The sequence below is a fragment of the Bradyrhizobium sp. SZCCHNR2028 genome (assembly GCF_032380995.1).
In the GTDB taxonomy this organism is placed as follows: Bacteria; Pseudomonadota; Alphaproteobacteria; order Rhizobiales; family Xanthobacteraceae; genus Bradyrhizobium.
Genome location: NZ_JAUHJF010000018.1, coordinates 1 through 25,426, shown reverse-complemented (window position 1 = coordinate 25,426; position 25,426 = coordinate 1). Strand labels below are relative to the sequence as shown.

Below are 25,426 nucleotides of genomic sequence, written 5' to 3'. Positions count from 1 at the left end.
GGACGATGGCTGCGAACGAAAAGTACCTGATCCTCGGCTCGAACTCGTTTTCGGGCGCAACCTTCGTCGACTTCCTGGCTGCCGCCGGTCACGACGTGATCGCGACCAGCCGCTCGGACGAGCCGCATGACGCCTTCCTGCCGTACAAATGGCAGAAGCGTCCCGGCAAGGTCCGCTTCCAGCGCGTCGATCTCAATCACGATCTCGATGCGCTCAAGGCGCTGCTGGCCTCGGAGCGGCCGACTCACGTCGTGAACTTCGCGGCCCAGAGCATGGTCGGCGAGAGCTGGCTGCATCCAGACCACTGGATGATGACCAACGTCGTCTCCGCGGTCCGGCTGCACGACATCCTGCGCAACTATGACGGCCTCGACCGCTACGTCCACGTCACGACGCCCGAGGTCTACGGCTCGACCGAGGGCTGGGTGCGCGAGGACGCAGCCTTCAACCCGTCGACGCCCTACGCCGTGTCGCGCGCGGCCGGCGACATGAGCCTGCGCACCTATTTCGCCAACTACCAGTTCCCCGTGGTCTTCACACGTGCGGCCAATGTGTACGGCCCGGGCCAGCAGCTCTACCGCATCGTGCCGCGCACCATCGTGGCGGCGATGACGGGGCAGAAGCTGCGGCTTGACGGCGGCGGCAAGTCGATCCGCGTCTTCATCCACATGACCGACGTGTCGGATGCGACGGTGAAGATCGGACGCAGCGGCAAGCTCGGCGAGACCTATCACATCTCGGGCTACGAGTTGGTCTCGATCCGCACCCTGGTCGAGATGATCCTGGCGCGTCTCGGCAAGTCGTTCGAGGATTGCGTCGAGATCGGACCGGAGCGCCCCGGCAAGGACACCGCCTACACGCTCGACAGCTTCAAGCTGCGCACCGAGCTCGGCTGGCGCGACACGTTCTCGCTGGAACAGGGCATCGACGACGTCATCGCCTGGGCGCGACGTTTCGAGGATGTCATGGCCAAGCTGCCGACCAAGTACGAACATAAACCCTGATCGACCCCTGCGCTTCCCGGAGAAGCGCGACTGGAGAGCACGATGAACGTTGCAGTCCGGAGCCCGGCGGCCAAGCCTGACGCCGCCGCCCTGAAGGCGCAGGCCGCAAGGTTGCGCGGCAAGATCATCGAGATGTCGCACAAGGCGCAGGCCGCGCATCTGGCCTCGTCGCTGTCCTGCGCCGATGCGATGACCGCAGCCTATTGGCATGTGCTGAACATCGACCCGAAGAATCCCACCGACCCGCTGCGCGACCGCTTCATCCTCTCCAAGGGTCATGCCGCCGCGGCGCTGTTCGCGACCCTGGCGATGAAGGGCTACTTCCCGATCGAGGAGCTCGACACCTACTGCCAGGACGGCGGCCGGCTCGCCGAGCATCCGCCGGCGAACCTTTTGCCCGGCGTCGAGGCGGCCACCGGCTCGCTCGGCCACGGCCTGCCGCTCGGCTGCGGCATGGCGCTCGCAGGGCGCATCAAGGGCGAGAACTACCGCGTGTTCGCCCTGCTCTCCGACGGCGAGAACAACGAGGGCTCGGTGTGGGAGGCGGCGATGTTCGCCGCCGCCCAGAAGCTCGAGAATGTCTGCGTCGTCGTCGACTACAACAAGTGGCAGGCGACCGCGCGCTCCAACGAAACCCTGATGCTGGCACCGCTGCGCGACAAATGGGCGGCGTTCGGCTGGGACGCGCACGAGATCGACGGCCATGACGTCGGCGCGCTGGCGGAAGCCATGCAGAACATCCCGAACGGCTCGGGCAAGCCGGTAGCGCTGATCGCCCACACCGTGAAGGGCAAGGGCGTGTCGTTCATGGAGGACGACAACAACTGGCACTATCGCGCCCCGACCGCTGAGGAAGTCGTCAAGTCGTTCAAGGAGCTCGGCCTGTCATGAGAAACGCGTTCGCTGACGAACTGACCAAGCTCGGCAACGAGGACAGCCGCGTCGTCATGCTCTCGGGCGACATCGGCAATCGCCTGTTCGACAAATTCAAGGACAAGCACCCCAGCCGCTTCTTCAACTGCGGCGTCGCCGAGGCCAACATGATGGGCGTCGCCGCCGGCATGGCCATGAACGGCCTCCGCCCAGTCGCCTACACGATCACGCCGTTCGTGACGACGCGCTGCCTGGAGCAGATCCGCACCGACGTCTGCTATCACGAGGTCCCCGTGACCATCGTCGCGGTCGGCGCCGGCCTCGCCTATTCCGGCCTCGGCCCGACCCACCACGCCTGCGAGGACATCTCGTTCCTGCGCTCGATCCCGAACATGGTCGTGATCTGCCCGGGCGATGCCTTCGAGGTGCGGGGCGCCTTGCGCGCGGCCATGCAGCAGGACCGCCCGGTCTACATCCGCATGGGCAAGAAGGGTGAGCCGGTCGTTCACAAGGGCCCTCTTGCGGATTTCAAGATCGGCAAGGCGATCACGATCGAGGAAGGCTCCGACGTCTGCCTGCTCTCGACCGGCAACATGCTGCCGGAAGTCATTGAAGCCGCACATAGATTGAAGGAGAAGGGCATCTCCGCCGAGGTCGTCAGCTTCCACACCGTGAAGCCGCTGGATGAGGACAAGCTCAAGCAGGCCTTCAGCCGCTTCAAGCTGGTCGCGACCATCGAGGAGCATTCGCTGATCGGCGGCTTCGGCTCCGCCGTCTCCGAATGGCTCGCCGACACCGAGACGAAGCACCAGAAGTTCCTGCGCTTCGGCACGCCGGACGCCTTCTTCAAGAAATCAGGCGAACAGGAATACGCCCGCGAGGTGCTGGGACTGACCGGCCACCAGATCGCGGACAAGATCATCCACGCGTTGAGCTGAGACATCACATGAAGACCCAAGCTGCCCTCCTGGTCCAGACCGGCCAACCGCTCGTGTTGGCCGAGATCGAGACCCCCGCGTTGAAGCCGGGCCAGGTGCTGGTCGAGATCGCCTATTCCGGCGCCTGCGGCACGCAGGTGATGGAGTGGCGCGGCGACAAGGGCGAGGACAAATGGGTGCCGCACTGCCTGGGCCATGAGGGCACCGGCACGGTGATCGAGGCCGGCAGCGCCGTCACCAAGGTCAAGGTTGGCGACAAGGTCGTGCTGTCCTGGATCAAGGGCACCGGCATCGAGGCCGGCGGCGCCGTCTATGACTGGGACGGCAAGAAGGTCAACGCCGGCGGCGTCACCACCTTCCAGCGCCATGCGGTCGTCAGCGAGAACCGCCTGACCCTGCTGCCGCCCGACCTGCCGATGGATGTCGCGGTGCTGCTCGGCTGCGCCGCGCCGACCGGCATGGGCGCGGTCTACAACGTGCTCAAGGTGCAGCCGGGCGACGCCGTCGCCGTGTTCGGCACCGGCGGCATCGGCCTCAACGCGCTGATGGCAGCGGCGCTCGCGGGCGCCATGCCGGTGATCGGCATCGATCCCAACCCGACCCGCCGCGCGCTGGCGCAGATCTACGGCGCGACCCACGTGATCGATGCCAGCGGCGACGTGCTGGCCGAGATCAAGAAGATCGTGCCGCAGGGCGTTGATCTCGCGGTCGAATCCTCCGGCATTCCGGCCGTTATGGAGCAGGCGATCAATTCGACGCGCCAGCAGGGCGGCCGTGCCGTCGTCATCGGCAACGCCAAGCACGGCGCGGCGCTCACGCTGAATCCCGGCGTCTTCAACCAGGGCAAGAGCCTGCTCGGCACCTGGGGCGGCGACAGCGTGCCGGATCGCGACTACGGCCGCTACGGCCGGCTGCTGAGCTCCGGCCGCTTCCCGGTGCGGGATCTCCTGTCGAAGCCCTACAGCCTCGCCCAGGCCGACCAGGCGCTGCAGGATCTGGCCGCCGGCAAGGTCGGCCGTCCGCTGATCGACATGTCGCTGCGTTAAGTCCAGGCCATGCGGATCGGGATCGACTTCGACAACACGATCGCCTGCTATGACGGCGTGTTTCATGCGGCAGCACTCGAGCGCGGCCTGATCCCGGCCGATCTCGGCCGCGACAAGAACAGCGTCCGCGACCATCTCAACGGCAGCGGGCGCAAGGACGATTTCACCGAGCTGCAGGGCTATGTCTACGGCGCCCGCATGGATCTGGTGTCGCCCTACCCCGGCTTCGCGGAATTCGTCGCCGCCGCCCGCGCCGTCGGCCATGACCTGTTCATCGTCAGCCATAAGACGAGGCACCCCATTCTCGGGCCGAAGCACGACATGCATGCCGCGGCGCGCGGGTTCCTGACAGACCGCGGCCTGATGGGATCAGCGCCCGGCCAGATCGCGCCGGACCGGGTGTTCTTCGAGCTGACCAAGGACGAGAAGGTTGCCCGTGCGCATGCGCTGGCCTGCGAGGTCTTTGTCGACGACCTTCCGGAGATCCTGGGCATGACCGGATTCCCGCAAGGGATGCGCAAGGTGCTGTTCGATCCGGAGGACCAGTTCGCGACCAAGGCCACGGGCTATGAGCGCCGCGCCTCCTGGGCCGAGATCGCGGCGGATGTCGTCCGTGACCGCGGCTGAGGCCAACGCCGACGCCGCCCTGCTGGCGCTCGCCCAGCGCCTCGCCGCGCAGGCCGGCAAGGCCAGCCCTACGGGACTGACGCGGCTGGCCGGCGGCCGCAACAACCAGGTCTTTCGCGTCGACACCGAGGCCGGTCCCCTCGTGCTCAAGCGTTACTTCACCGATGCCCGTGATACCCGCGACCGGCTCGGCGCTGAATGGAGCTTCATCAGCCATGCCTGGTCGCGCGGCGTTCGCGTCGTGCCGGAACCGCTGGCCTGCGACCGCGCCGAGCAGGCTGGCCTCTATAGCTTCGTCGAAGGACGCAAGCTGACGGCTGCCGAGCTGGCACCTGTTCATGTCGAGGCCGCGATCGATTTCGTGCTCGCGGTGAACGCCCCACCCCGCCCTGCGCTGGCGCCGGGCTCGGAAGCCTGCTTCTCGCTGGCCGAGCACATCGCGACCGTCGAGCGCCGTGTGGCGCGGCTGGCGACACTCGATTCCGACGTACCGCATGTGGCCGAGGCCCGGCAATTCGTGGCGACGCAGTTGCAGCCGGCCTGGGCAGACGTGAAGGCGACCATTCTGAGCGGCGCCGCGGCCGAAGGGCTCGGCTTGGAGGCCGCCATCCCCGCCGATCAGGTCTGCCTGTCGCCGTCCGACTTCGGCTTCCACAACGCGCTGATCGACAACGCGGGCAAGCTGACCTTCCTTGATTTCGAATATGCCGGCCGCGACGACCCGGCCAAGCTGGTGTCGGACTTCTTCTGCCAGCCGGAGGTGCCGGTGCCGCTGGCCGTGCACGAGCATTTCATCGAGCGGCTGACGGAGGGCCTCGGGCTCGATGCGGCCAGCGTCGCGCGCTGCCGGTTGCTGCTCGACGCCTACCAGGTCAAGTGGACCTGCATCATCCTGAACGACTTCCTGCCGCTCGGCGCCATCAGGCGCGCCTTCGCCGACACCGGCGCCTGGGCGCAGCGCTGCGCCGCGCAGCTCGCCAAGGCCGAGGCGCAGCTCGGCCTGATCGGCGCCACATCCGACTAACCGACAATCCCACGCCCGGAGATCTTCATGGCCTATCGCGAGTTCGTCAGTCTCGTCCACAAATCGACCAAGCGCGACTATCTCGCGCGTGTCACCCAGCGCGACAAGGCCGATGTCGCGGAGATGGCGATCAAGTACGATTACGACTATTGGGACGGCAGCCGCGAGACCGGCTATGGTGGCTACAAATATGACGGCCGCTGGCGCAAGGTCGCCGACGCGATGATCGAGACGTACGGCATCAAGCCGGGCATGCGCGTGCTCGACGTCGGCTCCGGCAAGGGCTTCATTCTGCACGATTTCCGCGAGGCCATCCCGGATCTCGAGGTCGCCGGCATCGACGTCTCGTCCTACGGCGTCGAGCACACGATGGAGAGCGTGAAGCCGTTCTGCCAGGTCGGCAGCGCGGCCAAGCTGCCCTACCCCGACAAGCACTTCGATCTGGTCATCTCGATCAACACGCTGCACAACCTCTACAACTACGATCTCGATGCCGCCCTGCGCGAGATGGAGCGCGTCAGCCGCGGCGCCAAATATCTCTGCGTCGAGGGCTACCGCAACGAGCGCGAGAAGGTGAACCTGATGTACTGGCAGCTCACCTGCCGCATCTTCCACACCCCCGAGGAATGGGCGTTCGAGTTCAAGCGCTCCGGCTACACCGGCGACCACGAATTCATCTTCTTCGAATGAGGGTGAGCTGAGAGCGTCGACAGGCGCTCTCGCGACGCATTGGCGTCCGAGCTGTGAGTTGACCATCGCCCTCTCGATTGAGAGGGCGCGAGGAAGGCCGGGAGCCTGCCGCCCCCATGGCCCGCCTGCAGAAAGAAATGCAGGCGGCAGGTACCACAGGTTCGGCTGGGACATCCCGGCCTTCCCCGCGCGATCGGTTTTAACGGTGTCCTTCGTGCTCTCCCTGGGGATCGGCGTTCTTGCCCCCATTTTGCGACAACGCGCCTTTGGCGCGTTGCGCAGACCTCAGCGTCGAGAGGCCAGGACCACACGACTTCGCCGTCCGTAACGCTTGCGCTCGTCGGGCGCAGCCGTCACGTCCATCGCAGCCCACCTCCACGTATCGTGACGACGCGTACGTCCCTCTGCACGAGGCGGGATGGTGAGAGAAAACCACGTTTTCTGGAAAAACGAAAGAAGAATATTTTTCGTCACCTGACTGGACAAGGGTGATGCACCTGAAGATGCGAGCCAATTCGTCGTCGACGCGCACGTCGGAACCGGCTCGAACGCCGGCGACCCGGATTGCGGCTTTGTCGGCCTCCCCGGCTGAAGACCCACGCAAAACGAGTGCGGATCCCGCATGCCGCTTTTGCGATCTTTGCAAAATGTATCTATAGATTGGCAGCGAAACATCGCGAGCGGCAGGGAACGGGGCTGTCATGACGAAGTCGTTGAAGGTGGCGATCGCCGAAGGCCTGCCCCCCCAGACCCTGTTCAAGCTGCGCTCGATCAAGCGCGCGCTGATGGGGCAGCCGCCTCCGGAACGGCCGCAGGCCGCTTTGGAGCCAAAGCCCGAACCCGAGCCTCAACCGGTCCCCGCGCCGGCCGCCGGAGCGGGGTCGGAGCCGCGGACGCGGCAGACCGAAGCCCTGGAACGGCTCGACGCCCACAAGATCAGCGCGCCGTACCTGTTCTTCGATATCGACGACGTCCTGATCCTGCCCGCCAAGGAGATCGCGCGCACACTGACCTTGAGCGTGATGTATATCAACAGCGCCGATGTCAAAGGCGATATCGCCGAATTCGGCACCATGGGCGGCTTCACCGCGCGCACCCTGGCGAACGCGATGGTGTTCGACCCGCGCTATCAGCCGAACCAGCCGCTGCGCAAGCTGCGCCTGTTCGACAGCTTCGAGGGCCTGCCGGAAATCACGGCGCAGGTCGATCTCGAGTCGCAGCACGTGAAATCGGGCACCTGGTCGAAGGGTGGCTGCAGGATTCTCAGCGCCGCGGATCTGCGGACCATGGTCGAGGCCATCATTCCGCCCAGCCGGGTCGAGATCTATGAAGGCTGGTTCGCCGACACGGTGAAGCTGCTCCCGGACGACACGCGCTTTGCGCTGATCCATTTCGACGGCGACCTCTACTCATCCACCATGGATGCTCTGGTGCCGTGCTTCGAACGCGGCTTCATCTCGAAGGGCGCCGTGCTCTGCTTCGACGACTGGAACTGCAACGAGGCCGACCCCGAGGCCGGCGAGCGCAAGGCCTGGGCCGACCTCGTCAGCCGCTTCAACATCGTCGCCAGCCATTCCGGCGACTACTCGATCCAGGGCACCAAGTTCATCATTCATTCCTATCTCGGAATGAAGCCGAGGGCTTGAGCAGCATGCGCTTCGCTTTCGTTGCGTCGCGGCCCCATGCGGTCAGAGGGTGAGTGCATGAGTTGTCCCTACACCACGCTGCCCGCGAGCAGCTTCTGGCGTCAGGCCGTTGCCGAGCGCAGCCCATCCGATCTCGATCCTCATCTGACCGCGCGGCTCCGCTTCGGTCCTGATCAGCGCGTCGCCTCGGCCGGCAGTTGCTTCGCGCAGCACATCTCGCGCGCCCTGAAGGAGCGCGGCTACAATTACTTTGTCACCGAGCCGGCGCCGCCGCATCTGACGCCCGAGCAGGAGGAGCGCTTCGGCTATGGCGTGTTCTCCGCGCGCTACGGCAACGTCTACAGCACCCTGCAACTGCTGCAACTGCTGCAGCGGGCGTTCGGAGCTTTCCGGCCAGCCGATCAGTTCTGGACCGACAGCGACGGCTGGGTGTTCGATCTGCTGCGCCCCCGCATCACGCCGCGCGGCTACATCTCGATGGTCGAGGCCGAGGCCGATCTGAAGCAGCATTTGCAGGCGGTGCGGCGGCTCTTCGAAACCACCGACATCTTCATCTTCACGCTCGGTCTGACCGAGAGCTGGGTGTCCAAGCTCGACGGCACGGTGTATCCGACCTGTCCGGGGTGCGGCAGCGCTGGCGACTTCGACGATGCCAAATACGCGTTCCACAATCTCTCGGTCATGGAGACCACCGGCTATCTTGCCGAGGCGATCAACCTGATGTCGGCAGCCAATCCGCGCCTGCAGATCATCCTGACGGTCTCGCCGGTCCCGCTCGCGGCCACCATGGAGCCGCGCCACGTGCTGCAGGCCACGACCTATTCCAAGAGCGTGCTGCGCGTCGCCGCCGAGGAGATGGTCCGGCGCTTCGACAACGTGCATTATTTCGCGTCCTACGAGATCATCACCAATGCGAAGAATGCGGGGGCGTATTTCGCCGACGATGCGCGCTCGGTCACGACCGAGGGCGTCGCGCGCGCGATGAAGCTGTTCTTCGCGCAGTTCACCGGCGAGGACGCTGGCGCAGAGGTGCGATCCGCACGTGATGACGAACGAATGCAACCGGCGGCTCCTCCGGCCGCGCCGCAGATCATCTGCGACGAGGACGAGTTCTACCGCGCACTGGCCGCGAGCCGTAACAACTGAGGACGAGCGGCGGCCGCGGCCGAGCCTGTGATGTGAGGGGGGACGTATCAGCGTGGACACCGAGCTCGAAGCGGTTCTGCCGGTCTATATCGTCGGCGACAGCCATTCCCTGCCGTATCGGAACATGGTGTTCCGGGAGCGGTGGACCGGCGCCTGGGTGATGGCCCGTACCAAGTACATCCCCGGCGCCACGGCGCGGGAGTTCTATGATCCCGCCACCGGCGAGTTTCATCCTGACTTCATCGCCTTCCTCGAATATGAGGGCCTGGTGCGCAACGGACGCGCGACGCATCTGTCGATGGACGAGGTCGATTTCGCCATTGCCAAGGCGGTCGGCCAGGCCGTGCGGCCGCCGCTGATCATGATCACCGTCGGCGAGATCGACGTTCGCGGTCCGCTCCTGCAACTCCTCAAGGACACCCACGACTTCGTTCCGCCGTTCGCCACCACGTTGCCTCTGCTCGACAAGCCGCTGGTGCCGTGGGATCTCATCGACGAGGCGATCGAGGCACGGCTCGGGCCGTTCGTCGCCGGGCTCGATCAGCTGGTCAAGGCCGGCTTCAAGCGCGTCTACGTGCAGAGCGTCGTTCCCCCGACCCGGCAGGAAGCGCGCGTCCGAGAGCTGCAGAACTACGACTGCCCTGTCTCCGTCCGGACCAAGCTGGTTCAGGCGTTCAACTGGAAGCTGGCGCAGAAGGTGCGTTCGGTGAACCTCTTCACGGTCGACCGCTGGCCCGACCTGACCGAGGGCGATCTGTTGCGTCCGGAGTTCGATTTCGACGGGGTGCATCTGCCGCCCAAGGGCGCCCGTCTCCTGCTCGAGTCGCTGATCGATCATGCGATCGACAGCCGCGGCCTCGTCGCCAATCACCCGCGATACGAACTCTATTATCGAATGGCGTGCGGCCTGGATCCGTTCCAGCCCACCAAGCCGAACGCAGCATGAGGACATCATGGCCTTGGGACCGATGATCAGCACTGCCAAGCAGCGGCTCAAGGGCGGCGTCAACCAGGCGCTCAGCGCTCTCGGCTACCGCCTGGTGCGGGCCGACACGTTCGACCGCCTGAACGGACATCCCAGTCCAGACGCAGCCCCCGCGGACAAGAACGGCACGGCGCAGCCGCGCCAGCTGACGCTGCTGCCGGCCGCGAACAGCGCGCCGCCGATGTGCACGGCCTATGCGCCGAAGTTCGATCCGCAGAAGACGCCGAGCCAGCTCGCCGACAAGATCGTCGCCTTCCAGCAGAACGGCGTCACGGTGATCAGCACGAATCCGGAAAAGGCGGCCATGTTCCGGGAAACCGAGAGCTTCGACCGCGACGTCAGCAACCGCCACTCGGCATGGGACTGGGCCGGCAACAGCGTCGCTCCCTACACGCAGGATCTGCAGACCGGGATGCCCTCGGCGGCGCTCGTCGACTATCTGCACGCGCTGTTCAGCGGCGGCGATTTCGATTCCTTCTTCCGCGGCGTGCTCGGCTGCCCCGCCAAGGTCGCCAATGTCCGGCTGGTGCGCTCGAAGCCGCATTTGACCGAGGGCATCGGTCCCCAGCAATGGCACAGCGACGGCTGCCCGGCCGGCGTCATTCGCGGCGTGCTCTATCTCTGCGATGTCGACGAGCAGACCGGTCCGTTCCAGTATCGCGACGCCAATTACCGGGAGCACACGGTTCTGGGCAAGACTGGTGATCTGCTGGTGTTCGATGCGACCCGCCTCATGCATCGCGGCAGCCCGCCGTCGCACAAGACACGCTCCGCGATCGATCTGGTGTTCATGCCGCGCATGCCCGACGAGGAGATGACAATCATGGTCGTCGGCATGAACCACTGGCCCGCCGACCCGTTCTTCGTCAAGCTGCCGAAGGAGCGGCCCGCCGACGCCCACGACGCATTGGCCGACGGACGCCGGGCTGCCAGCCTCTATTGACGCATGGCCGCCCGCTTGCACCATGGATGGAGGACGGCTAAGCCAGAAGGCAGCAGGTGGGCTTGCGCGCGACGCAGAAGGCGCGCACTCACCGCCGATATCGCCGTCACCGAGCGCGCGATCCCGTCTCGACGTGACGCCGCCTGTCGGGCGTTGCCAGGCGAACACCTCTCTTCGGCGCAGCGTCGCATCTGCGCCATCCCTCAAGGCCGTTTTGCGGTCATCGAACAGCGCCGCGTTGGAGAATTTGAATGCTGCAACCGTTGAAGAATGCGCTCGCCACCTCGCTGCCGCCGGACGCGCTGTATTGGATGCGCTCGGTCAAACGGGCGATCATGTTCGAGCCGCCGCTGCCCTGGCCCTACGGGAACGGCAGCAGCGCCACCGTACAGGACAGGCCTCCGGCCGTGGCAATCGCAGCCCCGTCCGCCGACACGGTCGATGACGGACGCATCATCCAGGACATCGCGCTGGAGAAATACAGCGCGCGGCAGCTTCCCTCGCCCGGCGCATATTACAGCTATGCCGACGTGCTGATCCTGCCGGCACAGGAGATCGCCAAGACGCTCACCCTGTGCGTCCAATACATCAACAGCGCCCATGTGAACGGCGACATCGCCGAGTTCGGCACGATGGGCGGCTTCAGCGCCCGCGCGATCGCCACGTCGATGGTGTTCGACCTGCAGCGCCAGCCGCTCGGCAAGAGCGCGTCCGGAGAAAACCCGTTCCGTATTCTGCGCCTGTTCGACAGCTTCGAGGGCCTTCCCGAGATCACCTCGCCGGTCGACCAGGTCGCTCCGCACGTCATCTCCGGCGCGTGGGCCAAGGGCGGCTGCAAGGTGCTGGCCGCGCCGCAGCTGCGCGCCGTGATCGGCAAGATTATTCCGCCGCACCGCTTTCAGCTCTACGAAGGCTGGTTCGCCGACACCGTGAAGACGCTGCCGCCCGAGACGCGGTTTGCGATGATCCATTTCGACGGCGACCTCTACCAGTCGACCATGGATGCGCTCGTCCCTCTGTTCGAGCGCGGCATGATCTCGACCGGCGCCGTCATCTGCTTCGACGACTGGAACGCCAATCGTGCCATTCCGACCACGGGCGAACGGCAGGCCTGGAAGGAGCTGGTCGAGATGTTCGCGATCGAGGCCTCCAACGGCGGCGACTATTCGGTCGGCGGCACCCGCTTCATCATCCACGCCTATCGCGGCATCCCGGCTGATCCGGAGTAATGCGGCTCACGGCGACGGCCGCTGGGCCGGGCCAAGCAGGCTGTTGATGGTGTGGCGCGCCAGGAAGACGGCACCGGGCACCGTGAGGTGCCCGGGATCGAATGCCGTCAATTGCGAGCCGTCCGGACCGATCCGGCTGAGACAGCCTTCGTCGTTGCAGAACACGTCGCGCACGGAGATATAATCGATGCCGAGCTCACGGGTCAGCTCGCGAAACAGCGCGTCGCGGCCGCGCGTCCATTCGTCGTTGGAGCGGAACAGGGTCCGCTCCGGCAACACCGTTCCGGTCTGCCGGTAGTAGTCGAGCACGTTGTGCGACAGGCCGACGCCCTGCCAGCTCGGCGGCGGTCCCATCAGCACGATCTTCGCAATGCCGTTGGTCCTGAGCAGCGCGACCGTGCGCGGCAGGTCCTCGCGCAGCACGGACTCGGCGTGGCCCCAGGTCGCGTCGAGGATGACGACGTCCGGCCGGAGACGGCCGATCCGCAACACGACGTCGTCGTTGATGCTCTTGCAGAACGGCCGGGCCTCCAAGGTGTAGCCGATCAGCGGTGGGCAGGCGGAGGCCGTATATTGCGCGACGTCATAGCCGCGCTCCGTCGACAGATGCAGCAGCCCCGGATAGAGCGCCGCGCCGTAGGAATCGCCCCAGATCAGCAGCAGCGGCCGGCGTCCCTGCCCGGCGCAGTCGGCGCCGAATGCGGAGGCAGGCTGCAGGAGCAGCAGGCAGCGGCCACGGCGCCAATGCGAATTGGTCTCGCTGCCCGACAGCATGAAGCCCCTGATCTCCGGCGCGAACCGGACCGGCAGGCCGCGCGTGCTCGTCGCCGCGACGCCGATCGGGATCATCGCCGCCATCACGGCCAGCAAAGACCACGCCCGCCACGCGACGGGCGCGGCTCCGAACCTGATCGGCAGCTCGATGAAACGATAGGTGAGCCAGGCCAGCACGGCGCTCAGCCCGAGCACCGCGAGCAAGATCCACGCCGGAGCCGCCCCGCCGAACTGCAGCTTGGTGAAGGCGATCAGCGGGAAGTGCCAGAGATAGAGCGGGTAGCTGGTCAGGCCGACGAACACCAGGGCGGGCCACGCCAACACCCGCTGAACCAGCGTGCCGCCGGTCGCAATCAGGGCCATGGTCGCCAGCACGGGCACCGTGGTGCGAATGCCGGGCCATGGCGAGGCTGCGCTGAACGCGAAGAAGGCGACGGCGAGGCCCGCCACGCCAACAGCCGCGAGCGCATTGCTGGTGGCCGCACCGATCGGGCGATCGGCACGCTGCCGCAGCCACACCGCCAGGAGCGAGCCGGCCAGCAGCTCCCAGCCCCGCGTGGTCGGGGAATAGAACGCCCACGCCGCCTCTCTTGCGGGAGTCGACAGGCAGACCACCAGGGAGCCGAGTCCGAGCGCGGCCACGATGGCCGCCTTCCGTGACGGCCATCGGGCGATCAGCACGAACATCGCGGGCCAGACGATGTAGTACTGCTCCTCGATGCCGAGCGACCACAGGTGCAGCAGCGGGAGACGCTCCGCGCCCGGATCGAAATAGCCGACGATCTGCTCGTGCAGCATGAAGTTCTCGATGAAGGCGGCGGCGCCCTTGATGTTGGACCCGAGCGCTTCCATCTCGGCGACCGGGAATATGAACCAGGCGATCACGAACGTCGCCAGCACCACGGTGATGAGAGCCGGGAAGATCCGGAGGATGCGGCGGGCGTAGAAGGTCGCAAAACTGAAGCTCTTGTCCGCGCACTGCCGATCGATGATGCCCGTGATCAGATAGCCGGAGATCACGAAGAATACGTCGACGCCGGCAAAACCGCCGGGCAGCAGCCGCGGGAAGGTATGAAAGACGAGCACGGCGACGACGGCGATCGCGCGCAGGCCGTCGATGTCGGGACGATAGAGCAGCGCGTGCGCCCGGCTGATCGGCCGCTCATGGCGATCCGCTGCGGCCGCATGATCAAGGCTTTCGGTGATCGCCATTCTCACGCATTCCCTGAAACGCTCGCGTCTTTTCCAGAGCGCCGACGAGGTCGCGGGTAAAATCAGCCGCGCCCCTGGCGTCGAGATGGCCGCCGCCATCCCAGCTCGAATAGTCGGTCCGCGCCGGCAGCGCCGTCTCGACGCCGACGGCATCCGCAATCTCACGAACCTGGGTCAGGCAGCCGTGAAAATTGGGAACGAAAGTCAAGACCACGGGCGCGCCGAGCGACTGCACGAGGTCGCGCGCATTGGCGATCACGTCGGGCGTGGTGTGACAGTCGGGATCGCGCGTCATCTTCACGCCCGGATTGCCTTCGGCGAGAAAGCGCGGAAACGTGCTCATGTCGGCTGCGCCGGTGCGATCATCGCGGTCGAAGCGCGGCAGCGGTCCGGCCCGCGGACCGGCGAGCGCCTGGCGCCATGGCCGCGTCACGTCCTCGAAGCGCCAGCGCAGATTGCGCCGGATGATCTCGTAGGTCGCGCCGAAACGGCTGAGCTTCGTGCTCGGGATCGGACGGACGTCGGCGCCGAACGCGCGTGTGAGGTTGCGGTGGAAGAAGTTGCCCCCGCCTCCGCCATCGTCGGCGTTCAAGATCCACAGCCGCGGACGGAGGTGATGCTTCAGCGCGATCTGCCGCGCGAATTCGCCGCTGGCAACGCCGACGAACGCCATGTTGTAGAACTTGAGGCCATAGGGGTGCTCGAGGCGCTCGCGCATGACGGTCTCGTCGACCGCAAACGACACCAGAGACGAGCCGAGGATGATGACATCGGCCTGGCGGGCGTTGTCGATCGAGCGGCCGATGCCATGGTAGAACAGATCCTGGTCCTGGATCTCGGTGACGCTGTCGCCGCCGAAATTGCGGTACCATGACCGATCCCCGGCCCTGCTGATCGCGCTGAAATGGTCGCCGCCCTGCGCAGCCAGCCACAGGCTGACACCGCCCAGCATCGCCGCCGTCATCCCGAGCAGGCTGGCGAGATAGCGCCCTGCCCGGCCGAGGCCGTCCCCGGCCTCATGCCCGGCCCAACCGGTCTGCTCTGTCCGACGATCCATGGCGGCCCCGGGGCGGACGACGCGGCTATTTGTCGAAGCCAGGCAACGCCTCCAGCGCCTGTCTGGCAATGAAGACGGAGCCGGGATAGGTCAAATGGCCGCTGTCATACGCGGTCAGGTCGGATCCGTCCGCGCCGATCCGGGCGAGACATCCGTCGTCGTTGCACATCATGCGGCGCGCCGAGATGTATTGAATGCCCACGCGCTGCGCGTGCGCCTCCAGGAACTCGTCGAGCGCCCGCGTCCAGTTGTCGTTGGAGCGGAACTTGGTGCGCTCCGGCAGCAGCGAATGCGTCCGGAAATAATAGTCGAGCATGTTCGCGGGCAGGCTTTCGCCGAGCCAGGTCGCCGGCGGCCCGAGCAGGACGATCTTCGGAACATTGAGCTCCTTCAAGGCGGCAACCGTTCTATCCAGCCCATTGCGCAGGTCGTCCGGACCATAGCTCCAGGTCGAATAGAACAGGACCAGATCCGGCTTCAGCTCGGCGACCTTCTGGATGACGAAGTCGTTCGCGCCCTTGCAGAACCGCCGTTCCGGATGGACGAAACCGAGCAGCGGCGGACAGGCGGAGGCGGTGAATTCCGCGACCTCGAATCCCCGCTCGGCACCGAAATGAGCAAGTCCCGGATAGAGCGATGCCGCATAGGAGTCGCCCCAGACCAAAATGAGCGGATGGCGGCCGGTGCCCGCGCATTCCGGAGAGAATTCGGACGCGCTCTGATCCGGCTTCAGCAGGCATTTGTCGGCCCGCCAGAAGCGGGCAGTCTCGCTGCCGTCCAGCATGAAGCCGCGAAGCTCGGCGGGAATGCGCGCCGGCAGGCCATTGGTACGGTCGGCGACCACACCGACGATGCCCAGCGCGACCATGCCGCCGAGCAGTCCACCGACCTTGAGCGGCACCAGGCGTCGGCCGAAGCGGATCGGCCGCTCGATGAGGCGGTAGGTGGCCCAGGCCAGCACCATGCTGGCCACGATGATCGCGACCATGACCCACACCGGCACCGCATCGATGAACTGGATGCGCGCATAGGCCATCAGCGGGTAGTGCCAGAGATAGAGCGGATAGCTGATCAGGCCGACGAAGACGGCCGGTGTCGACGACAGTACATAGCGATGCACCAGCGTGCCGCTGGTCGCGATCAGGGCGGCTGCGCCCAGCACGGGCAGCAACGTGTGAACGCCCGGATGCGGGGTGAGGCGACCGTAGCGCCAGAACGCGACCACGATCGCGAGCAGCGCGGCCAGCGCGATGAGCTCGCGGACGTACGGGACGTCGATCAGCGGCTGCGGACGAGCCTCCGCACTGCGGCCATTGACCCAGAGCGCCAGTCCCGAGCCGACCAGCAATTCCCAAGCCCGCGTCACCGGCAGATAGAACGCATACTCTGGCGCGCGCGGCTGCACGATCAGGCACGCAACGAACGACGCCGCCGCCAGCGCAACCGTGATCGCGAGGCTCCTGCGCCGCCATGAGCCGATCAGCATCAGAAGCAGCGGCCAGACGATGTAGTATTGCTCCTCGATCGCCAGCGACCACAGATGCAGCAACGGCTTCTTCTCGGCGGCGAGGTCGAAATAGCCGACCTGCCCGAGCAGGACGAAGTTCTGGATGAAGACGGCACCGCCGGCGATGTTGGTGCCGAGCGACTTCAGCTCGCGCGGCGGCAGCACGAACCAGGCGATCAGGAAGGTGACCAGCACCACCGTGATCAGTGCCGGAAAGATGCGGCGAATCCGGCGGGCATAGAAATCGGCGATGCTGAACGTCTTCGACAGCATCTGCTTGTGGATGATCCCGGTGATCAGATAGCCGGAGATGACGAAGAAGATGTCGACGCCATAGAAGCCGCCGGGCACGGCCGTGGGAAACGCGTGGTAGAAGAGAACCGGCAGCACGGCCACGGCACGCAGGCCGTCGATGTCGGCGCGGTAGCCGAGCGGCGTGGCGCGGGCTTCTTCCAGGGACATGTTCGGTTGTGCAAAGTTCATCGGACCGGTTCGTTTCAGGAGCGATCGAGCAGCGACGCCGCATATTTGTCCAGGAAATAGCGGGACGGTCGCGAGTTGCCGAAGAATCCCTGGATGTTCACACATTTTTCCCAGGCATCGTCGACCGGCGGGATGACGGGCGGCGCCCCGGAGGACAGATCCAGCACCTCCCGGGTCGTCTCGAGGATTTCGTCGGCGGAGCTCTCGCCGACGGTGAGGCCGGCAGCCTTGACCGTCTCATAGGTCGGAAACGTCCAGCGCCAGGTCTCGGAGGTGACGTCGCTCAATGACAGCATGCGCCCCTCGCGCGTATGCACGGGCTTGAGCGAGAAGCGCGTGTCCTTCGACCACAGCAGGCCGACGGAGCTCAAGGCGTTCACCATGGCGGTCGGAATGCCGAAGCTGGTCGCGACATAGGCAAAGCCCGAGGTCGTGCCGATGAACATGCGCGCGCGGCGCATCAGGTGGATGTCCATCTCCGCCACCTGATCCTCGCTTCTCGCGTAGTCGACCACGCGCGGCATGTCCGGCAGCGGCGGCGCCTTGCGTCCGCCCATGCGGATCACCCAGCCGCCCTGCTGGGTGACGTAGCGGACGGTGTCGAGATAGTTACCGATGGTGGCACTGCGGATCGACTCGCCCGTGCCGAGGGTCTCGCCGCGCGCTTCGGCGTCGCGCATGTGCAGGCAGACGAACCAATCGCCGGGTGCAAGCCCCCATTTCCGACGCAGCGCCTGGTACAGCACCTCGGTCCTGTCGTCCGCCTGCATGCGCGCGTCATAGATGTCGCGCAACGGAAAACCCTTGCCTGCGCGCTCCCACTGCTGGAGAGCCATCGCGCCTGCATCGTTCCAATACATCGTCCGGCCGTCCTCGAACTGGAAGGCCTGATGCGAGTCACCGAGGAAGGGCGTCAGGCTGGCGAGCTCGTACCAAGCGCCGGGAGAAACATTCTCGCCCAGGGTGAGCGTTGGACAGATCTCGGAAAACAGCGACAGAAACGGCTTGTTGGCGATCCGATCCTTGTAGGCGAGCAGGAGCGGCTGTCCTTTCCACCAGCCCATGCTCCGCATCATCAGGTGCACGTTCAGATGACCATTGTGACCGATCAGCGCGCTCCAATCGGGTGAGAGCAATCTGACATCGCCGAGCTCGGCACCGATCCCATCGAGCACACGCTTCAGCTCGGCAGACGGCTTCGGAAGATGACGGCGAAGGCGACGTTGCGTGTCCAGACCGCGTCTGTAAACGAGAGGGACCTTATCTCCTTCACCGTTGTGGTAAGTCCTGAGCAGGAGTTCGCGATAAGCATAGAACAAGTAGATGTCGAGACAGACCCCGCGATCAGGCAGATGCGCGGGGAGGCTTTCCCAGTACTGCCCGGACTCATCCAGCTCTCGAAGGACACCCGTCGAATCGACGAGACCGAGTTCCTGCATCAGGCGCGCGATCACCTCGCGGTCGCGGAAGAAATAAGGAATGAATTGCTCGGCCGGAACGTCCCTCGGAACGTGATCGAACTCGACACGCCCGCGAAAAGCCCGTTCTTCATATTGAAAGTTGCGATGCTCCAACATCAGCCGGACGAAGGTCCGCATCGCTGGCGACCGCTCGGCAGCCTGCTGCCAGTCAAGATAATGGATCTGCGTCAGCATATCCATCGAGTATCCGTCACCGACGACGCCTGTTCCGTGCAAGGCGAGCTCGGCAATCGGGTGCTCGCCATCCCACTTCAACCGGCGGAACAACGGCAGCGCTTCTTTCCGGTACCCGGCGAGTAGAAGATAGAATGCCACCTCGTTCGGGTAGCGCTCCCAAACAGGGCTGTTGAAGATCCAGGGCAAGTGCCGTCCCAGGAAGGGACCGCAGAAAAAGACGAAGTGGCGGTCCAGGCCCGGATGCTGGAAGAAGTGGCGGAATTGTACCGTCAGCCAAAACCTCGCCCTGAACGGCAACACCGTGAATGCCAGATTGCGCAGAAAATGCCGACCCGGAAGCCGCGCGAGAAGGCGCAATAGAGGATAATGCCGTCCGAATGCACGTTCCGCGAGCGTCAGGTCGCGGACCGGAGAGCTGCCGACGGGCGGGCCCTCGGTCGAAATGGTGTCGAGCGGCAAACCGCACCTCCGGCGCAACCTCGGAAACAGCAGGCAACGATTACTGTGAAGGCCCCACCCGATCAACCCGAATCCGGCGGAAGGAGCCGCCGCGCCCGCCTTCGAGATCCGCCTTCGGGGACATAAGCCGCACGTTGTGCCTAGTGATGCCTGCATCGGAGACAGCGTGAATTCGCCTCCCTCGCTTGTGGCGAGACCGTCAGAATTGCGGCGCGCCCGGCTTCAATCGGGCGAAGCACTGCCGCCGGACTTGCCGACGCCCCAGGGGCTCCGGATCCGCTCTCGCGAGCCCAACAGCCATCCGAACGGCCCCGTCGGAGAGCTGCCATCGTCGTTGGCAGCGGTCCGTTCAAGTCCCCCTCTCCTGACAGACGGCGAGCGCTTGGACTGGCGGCCAACCGACTCGCGCTCTATGCTCCTGCCACGCCTGGGCGCAATCCCTGTCTGGTCTGGAAAGCTGGCAGGCCCGTTTCAATGCCGGGCGGTTGGGCTGCAGAAGCAGTGCGCCGGAGAAACCTTCGATATCGTCATGGGGCCTTGGAAATGTTCTTCGAGTCCGTTCACTCAGATCCAGCCGGGCATCCCGCGCCACGTCAACGCAGTCGGGTACAAGCGTTGAAGTCGAACCTCGCCGGACGTGCCGCGAGAGCGATCGGCTGGCTTCTGAATGCAGCCGGCCAGGAACGGGCGGAATCTTTGAAGGACCTGATCTTCGCCCTGTTGACCTTCAAACAGGCCTTCATGGTGGCGCTCGTCTTCCACCGCTATGCACACCGGAACGAGTTTGACCGGCAGTTTCGCTATTTCTGCGGTCCCGACATCGAAAAGGAGATGCAATGGGTGCTCGCCCGCGGCCACTCGGGTCAGTACGGCAACGAGCTGATCCTCTTCCTTCTGATGTGCGAGAAGGAGAAGCGCGTTCTGGAGCTGTTTCCCAGAATCGACTGGGACCGGGTCGATGACGAGTTCATGGAGGCGATCGGCAAACTGACGAAAAAGCTGACGTCCGGCTACTTCATGGAGCTGCTGGCGCAGGCCCACACCATCAATTGGACCGCACTTCGTCCGCAAGACCTGCGCCGGTTTGCCGAGCTGATCAAGATCATGCTGGAGCACCGGAACTTTCGTTTCGAGCAGACGTCCTTCGAAGGACGGCAATATGATGCGCGCCGAGACGGCGACCCCGAGTTGTTCGAAGCCCCGCTCGACCGCTACGTTCCCAACTTCTTCTGCGACAAGGAGCTGATCGAGACCCTCGTCACTCAGCTCGGTCTCCCCCGGCACGACGATATCCTCGCCGCACGCGAGGACCGCGGCCAATACTGGGAGCGCTTTCCCGCCGACCATCCGCAGCGCAAGGTGTTGTCGGAGATCAACCTGTTCTACGCCTATCGCCACCTTCTGCTGACGACATATCACAGCGGCGAGGGCTTCCATGTCCCGCAGGTCTACACCAAGCTGACGGAGACACAGAAGCGGTTGCGCCGTCATCTTCCCGCGCCAAGCCCCGAGCTCAAGGCCCTTCTCAAGAAGCTCGACACCGATCTGTCGGACGTCAGGCTGCTCTCTCCGGACTGGAGCGCGCTGATCGGGCATAACGGCCATCTCAACGTTCATCTGATGATGCGCGAGATGGAGTGGTGGCAGGGCCAGCCGCTGCTCCTGGCCTACAAGGACCGGATCGCCAACAAGCCGTTTCTGTCGCTGTTCTCCGAGATCTGTCCGACGCTCACCTTGGGCGAGAACGTCAGCGCCGGACTATGGCACGAACTCGCCAGCCTCACCCCGTTCATCGGGGATTCCCACCAGGCATTCCGCTTCGAGGACGGACGCGCGGTGTACTGGAACGATGCGGGCTCACTCGCGCTCAAGCAATGGGAAAGCCGGCAACGAAGCTTTCCGCTGCGCGACATCTACGACCGCCGACTGCTTGCCGACAACCGCGTCGAGCAGACGTACCAGGACTACCGGCGCAGGTGGGGCATGGCAGACGGCGACTGGTTCGTCTGCCTGCACGTGCGCGACGCCCAGACCCGGAATGATACCGAAGGCGTCGGTGAATCCATCCGCAACGCGTCGCTCGCGAGCTATCTCGATGCGGTCCGCCACATCACCGAATGCGGCGGATGGGTTGTCCGGATGGGCGGTCGCAAGGTGCCGCCGTTCCCGCAAATGGAACGGGTGGTGGACTATGCCCGCAGCGACGATGCGTTTCCGGAGATGGACATTCACTTGATGCGCCGTGCCCGCATGTTCATCGGCACGACCTCCGGCTTTGCCTATGTGGCAAGCAGCTTCGGCATCCCCACCGCGATGGTGAATGCCTTGAGCTCGATCGGCCTGCTGTGGTCGACGGACACCCGCTTTGCGCTCAAGCCCGTGCACACGGCGGACGGCCAGATGCTTTCGCTGAGCGAATGGACCTCGGAAGAGTATCGCTGGGCTTACCCGACCCATGAATCCATGGCGCGTGCCAAACTCGTCGTGAGCGAGAGCAGTTCCGACGAAATCCTGGAAGCCGTGCGCGAGGTGCTCGAAATCTCCGATCCCCGGCGGAAAGGACCCGCCCCCGGCGTGGACGGCAAATGGGAGCGTCACGTCCAGGTGCCGGGCTTCTTCGGCAGTTCGCGGCCGAGCCGGTATTTCCTCGAGAAATACGCTCAGGACCTGCTGAGAGAACCGTGAGGACAGCGCAACGCATCGAGCGATGCCGCCTGGACCAGGCGCGCACCTGAGGACGTCGGCCGCGAATAGTTGGGCCGTGCTGTCGGACTAGCGTTGTCGTGCCATGGCGGCCTCGGGGAGGCTCTTCCGCAGCGGAGCCGGTCCAGGCACCAAGAATGCACTTTCGTACTTCGCGAGATAGTGGGCACTGATCGTGCCGCCGCCGTAGTAGTGAGGCAGCAGAAGCTGCTCCCTCCAGAGCGACAAGAGTTGCTGCGAGGCGGTGTTGGCCGCATGCCCGCAAGCGAGATCGACGACCTCTTCGACGACCGCGAGGATTTCGTCTGACGTGTTGTTCAACGGCTGCGCTCCGTTGCGGCTGAGAACGCAGGCGTCGAACAAGCGCCAGCGCCAGGGGGGCGAGGTGAGCTGAGTCTGGGTCAGCATCCTTCCGTCGGCGAGACGCACCGGCTTCAGCGCAAACCGAACAGCGCTGTTCCACAATTGTGGATCCGTGGTGATGCAATTCACGAGGGCACTTGGAATGCCGAAGCTGATCGCGACATTCGTCAATCCTGAAGTCGTGCCAATGAAGGCTTTGGCATTCCGGATGAGGCAGATGTCCATCAGTTCGGATCTGAACCCGCTCTGAGCATAATCGATTGCACGGTCGAGCGGCGGAAGTCCGGGTGAATTTGGACCACCGAGCTTGATCACCCAGCCGCCCCTGCGGGTGACCGCGTGGATCGCATCGAGGTAGGTCTCGATCGGCGCATTGCGATGGGTCTGGCCGGTGCCGTCGACCTCGGAATAATGGGAACCGTCGCGGGTGTGCAGGCACACGTACCAGTCGTCCGGCTTCATGCCCCAGGATTCGCGCATCCGCCGATAGTCGTCCTGCAATTTCGGCGCCGCCTCGTAGATGCGGTCATACTCGTCGCGCAAGGGATGCCCGCGGCCATCCCGCTCCCACTGCAGAATGGCAAGCGCCCCGGCTTCCTGCCACGGCACCACGTCGCCGTTCGGCAGTCGAAACACATTGAAGTTCATGCCGTACCAACGCTGCAGCGACAGCAGCTCTTCGCCGAGCGCGTGAGAGATGGTTTCCCCGATCACGACGATATCGGCGAACCTTTCGAACAGCCGAAGAAACGCCCTGTTCGCCACGCAGTTCGGTCGCACGACGATCAGCGGTCTTCCCGACCACCACCCCAGGTCGCGCATTCGGAACAGGATGTCCAGCATCCCGAGGTGACCGATCTGGGTCGTCCATTCCTCGGGAAGGACCCGCAATTGCTCCAGTGGAATTCCCAACCTGCGCAACAGGTGGCTGGCCTCCGCTGATACGGCCGGCGCCGCCTTGCCGAGCAGCTCCGACTGCGCCGCAAGCGCTCTCGTGAACAGACCGATGCCGACATCGCCAGAGCCGACATGAGTCACGCGCTGGCCGGTGAAGTTGCACAGATCGAACAGCCTGCCCGCGGAGCCGCAGGTGAAATCGAGGGGGTTGGGATGATAGTTCCGCGCCGGCCGCGACGCCATGTTCTGGTGAGGACGCATGTAGTCGGGAATGCCACGGCATGCGTCCGACATGCATTCGACGGCGCGGGCCTCGTTGCCCACCATGATCTCAAGCATGCCCTTGAGAAAGGCGAGATGTATCTCCGATTCCGACCTTGCCCTCAGATCCAGCTGGGAGGCCAGCCGATAGGCCTTGTCGAACTCCCCGAGTTCGAAGAGCGCGCGAATCATCATGTTCGCCAGTTCCGGCGAGCGGGCTGCGAGTTGATCCTGGAGGACCAGATCATAGGCTTCCCAATCGGCCCCGATCCGAAGCAGCAGTTCCGCTGACAGCATTGGAAAGCACCGTCCGAGCAATCCCGAAAACCGCAGGTCCGGATCCTTCGCCAGCAGAGACGCGCAGTAGACCTGATAGGCTCTTTGCAGCAGGCGGCGATCGCGAAGGTCTCCGATCTCGAAGAAGGCGAGGATCAGGAAGGCCAGCCGCGGCGGCAGCAGGCTCAGCAGCTTGGCAGTCCCGACAATCAGGATGCGCGCCCATCGCTGCGGCCCCAGCAGAGACCGCTCTCCCCAACGGGCCGATTCGGCAGGCAGAGTCTCCAGTGCGTTGAACAGCCCAAGGAATCCGCGTCTGCGCACTTGGCTCTGCAGAACTAGCGGCTCCTTGAAGCGCTGCATCGGCTACCCCAAATCCGTCTTCGGCTCACGGCCAGGCCCCCGTTCTCGAACATCCAGACCGCCCTGCGGCAGACCAGGAGAAGGCTATGCCGTTTGTCGCCTGTCTCGAATTGGCTGTCGGCAATACACGCCGCATGCCTGTCGGGCTGTCAAGCCAACCCGCGACCAATGAGCGTGATGATCCCGTGAACCCACTCGGTGATCGGCAACAGCCCTGCCCTGTCGACAATCAGCAGAATTGTCGACCACAGAGCCAGCCGCTCGAGCACAAGCCGGCCGATCCCCAGCAAGATGAAGACGAAAGCCACAAATCCCGCAAGCAAGGCGTTGAGGAACCCTGCGCCGACTGCAAGAAGAACACAGAAGAGGACCGTGCTCACGCAGACGGTGCGCAAGATCGATCTTAAAACGAAAACCATATCCTTCACGCCGGCGCCCCCTCTTACCAACGTTAGATCTCATGCGGCGGAACAATAGCCGCCAAAGCCCCTGGTCATCATGTGTAGCATCTTCGCTGGAAGACTGCCCAGTCGCACAATCCCCGCTACTGTAGAACAAATATCTACTGGCGTTCTTGACACTGATTCGTCGGTTGAACCGAGAAGGAGTGATGCGAGCGCTCAAAGAGCAATAGTAACGCGAAACATCACAAATGACGCGAGTTCCAGGGTCTGTGCCAAGCCGAACATTTTACGTTGTCATGTTCCCGATTACACTGCTATGGAGGTTGCCTCCAGATGGCAACATCCATAGCAGCCGGCGCGCTGGACGCAGCGGCGAGCCTGAGCGTGTCCATTGATCGAGCGATCCAGCCGAGCCATGTCCACCGGACCACGATCCGGCTGCCGATTGTGCGGTCAGCCGATCTCCACGCAGGCGCTCCCGCTTGGTGAGCTCCCGGTCTGCAACCGGTTCGCGCGTGAGAACCATGTCCAGCTTCGGATAACCCTCGACATCGTCGCGTGCGACACGTGTCAGCTCGTCCAGCTCCGCGAGCCTCCACCGCCAGACGTGCTTGTTCCCGAGGTGCCATGGATCCGCTACCGGGAGCCGGAAGGCCATCTCGACGCCCTGGTCGGAGAACTGCTGTCGTTGAAGCCGCGGGCCTGCACCGCCCTCGGCACCGGTCCATTCGAGGGGCCCCTGCTGGGCAGATTGCAGGCCCGCGGGCTCACCGCGAGCGCCCTTGCGCTCGGTGCCGACGGCGCGGCGGGGCGCTATCCCTATCTGGAAACCTGGCAGGCCACCCTCCGTGCCGAACG

20 protein-coding genes are annotated in these 25,426 nt (G+C 64.8%); 14 read left to right on the top strand and 6 right to left on the bottom strand.

The features are described from left to right. Positions 1-5: 5 nt before the first annotated feature. The 12 genes from QX121_RS24490 (at position 6) to QX121_RS24435 (ending at position 12,151) form a co-directional block, all read left to right on the top strand. Entirely contained in the window at positions 6-1,004 is a 999-nt protein-coding gene (locus tag QX121_RS24490; protein WP_315777123.1) for an NAD-dependent epimerase/dehydratase family protein, read from the top strand. Between the two features lie 42 nt (positions 1,005-1,046). Continuing rightward, on the top strand, positions 1,047-1,895 hold the full coding sequence (locus QX121_RS24485) for a transketolase (protein ID WP_315813251.1): 849 nt from the start codon (positions 1,047-1,049) through the stop codon (positions 1,893-1,895). Then, complete coding sequence (locus tag QX121_RS24480; protein WP_315753229.1) at positions 1,892-2,815, top strand: transketolase family protein; 924 nt, start codon at positions 1,892-1,894, stop codon at positions 2,813-2,815. Before QX121_RS24485 ends, QX121_RS24480 begins: the two co-directional genes overlap by 4 nt. A gap of 8 nt (positions 2,816-2,823) precedes the next feature. Further along, positions 2,824-3,861: a zinc-binding dehydrogenase gene (locus QX121_RS24475; protein WP_315753230.1), complete on the top strand. Its 1,038-nt coding sequence runs from the start codon at positions 2,824-2,826 to the stop codon at positions 3,859-3,861. A gap of 9 nt (positions 3,862-3,870) precedes the next feature. Beyond that, positions 3,871-4,488, top strand: a complete 618-nt coding sequence (locus QX121_RS24470; RefSeq protein ID WP_315813250.1) for a hypothetical protein — start codon at positions 3,871-3,873, stop codon at positions 4,486-4,488. Then, positions 4,475-5,512 carry an aminoglycoside phosphotransferase family protein gene (locus QX121_RS24465; RefSeq protein ID WP_315813249.1) on the top strand — a complete coding sequence of 346 codons (1,038 nt, stop codon included), beginning with the start codon at positions 4,475-4,477 and terminating at the stop codon, positions 5,510-5,512. The genes QX121_RS24470 and QX121_RS24465 overlap by 14 nt, the downstream gene beginning before the upstream one ends. A 27-nt stretch (positions 5,513-5,539) precedes the next feature. Further along, positions 5,540-6,202: a class I SAM-dependent methyltransferase gene (locus tag QX121_RS24460; RefSeq protein ID WP_315738905.1), complete on the top strand. Its 663-nt coding sequence runs from the start codon at positions 5,540-5,542 to the stop codon at positions 6,200-6,202. A 701-nt stretch (positions 6,203-6,903) separates the two neighbouring features. Continuing rightward, complete coding sequence (locus QX121_RS24455; RefSeq protein ID WP_315738906.1) at positions 6,904-7,848, top strand: TylF/MycF/NovP-related O-methyltransferase; 945 nt, start codon at positions 6,904-6,906, stop codon at positions 7,846-7,848. Positions 7,849-7,905: 57 nt separating this feature from the next. Further along, entirely contained in the window at positions 7,906-8,994 is a 1,089-nt protein-coding gene (locus tag QX121_RS24450; RefSeq protein WP_315813248.1) for a GSCFA domain-containing protein, read from the top strand. Between the two features lie 52 nt (positions 8,995-9,046). Continuing rightward, positions 9,047-9,940, top strand: coding sequence for a hypothetical protein (locus tag QX121_RS24445; protein ID WP_315813247.1), 894 nt, complete (start codon positions 9,047-9,049; stop codon positions 9,938-9,940). A 7-nt stretch (positions 9,941-9,947) separates the two neighbouring features. After that, positions 9,948-10,922, top strand: coding sequence for a hypothetical protein (locus QX121_RS24440; protein ID WP_315813246.1), 975 nt, complete (start codon positions 9,948-9,950; stop codon positions 10,920-10,922). 251 nt (positions 10,923-11,173) lie between these two features. Then, entirely contained in the window at positions 11,174-12,151 is a 978-nt protein-coding gene (locus tag QX121_RS24435; RefSeq protein WP_315813245.1) for a TylF/MycF/NovP-related O-methyltransferase, read from the top strand. 6 nt (positions 12,152-12,157) lie between these two features. Here the strand turns inward: QX121_RS24435 and QX121_RS24430 are convergent, their stop codons facing one another. From QX121_RS24430 to QX121_RS24415, 4 genes are read right to left on the bottom strand one after another with little or no spacing between them, the layout of a single operon-like run. Beyond that, positions 12,158-14,137: an acyltransferase family protein gene (locus QX121_RS24430; RefSeq protein WP_315813244.1), complete on the bottom strand. Its 1,980-nt coding sequence runs from the start codon at positions 14,135-14,137 to the stop codon at positions 12,158-12,160. Continuing rightward, the gene (locus tag QX121_RS24425; protein ID WP_315813243.1) at positions 14,115-15,194 is read right to left on the bottom strand and encodes a hypothetical protein; all 1,080 of its coding nucleotides are present in this window, start codon (positions 15,192-15,194) and stop codon (positions 14,115-14,117) included. The genes QX121_RS24430 and QX121_RS24425 overlap by 23 nt, the downstream gene beginning before the upstream one ends. Before the next feature lie 25 nt (positions 15,195-15,219). Continuing rightward, the gene (locus QX121_RS24420; protein WP_315798946.1) at positions 15,220-17,184 is read right to left on the bottom strand and encodes an acyltransferase family protein; all 1,965 of its coding nucleotides are present in this window, start codon (positions 17,182-17,184) and stop codon (positions 15,220-15,222) included. Between the two features lie 14 nt (positions 17,185-17,198). Beyond that, positions 17,199-19,301: a TIGR04372 family glycosyltransferase gene (locus tag QX121_RS24415; protein WP_315798947.1), complete on the bottom strand. Its 2,103-nt coding sequence runs from the start codon at positions 19,299-19,301 to the stop codon at positions 17,199-17,201. A 474-nt stretch (positions 19,302-19,775) separates the two neighbouring features. Here QX121_RS24415 and QX121_RS24410 point away from each other — a divergent pair, with 474 nt between their 5' ends. Beyond that, positions 19,776-21,986, top strand: a complete 2,211-nt coding sequence (locus tag QX121_RS24410) for a TIGR04372 family glycosyltransferase (RefSeq protein WP_315813242.1) — start codon at positions 19,776-19,778, stop codon at positions 21,984-21,986. A gap of 87 nt (positions 21,987-22,073) precedes the next feature. Here QX121_RS24410 and QX121_RS24405 read toward each other — a convergent pair whose 3' ends face one another. Together QX121_RS24405 and QX121_RS24400 are read right to left on the bottom strand one after the other, a co-directional pair. Continuing rightward, complete coding sequence (locus QX121_RS24405) at positions 22,074-24,164, bottom strand: TIGR04372 family glycosyltransferase (protein ID WP_315798949.1); 2,091 nt, start codon at positions 24,162-24,164, stop codon at positions 22,074-22,076. Between the two features lie 149 nt (positions 24,165-24,313). Then, positions 24,314-24,583 (bottom strand): hypothetical protein, encoded by a 270-nt coding sequence (locus tag QX121_RS24400; protein ID WP_315777190.1) that lies wholly within the window; start codon positions 24,581-24,583, stop codon positions 24,314-24,316. Between the two features lie 400 nt (positions 24,584-24,983). On the opposite strand from QX121_RS24400, the gene QX121_RS24395 reads away from it, so the two are divergent. Further along, the coding region (locus QX121_RS24395) for a class I SAM-dependent methyltransferase (protein WP_409999369.1) at positions 24,984-25,426 on the top strand (443 nt) is incomplete at its 3' end.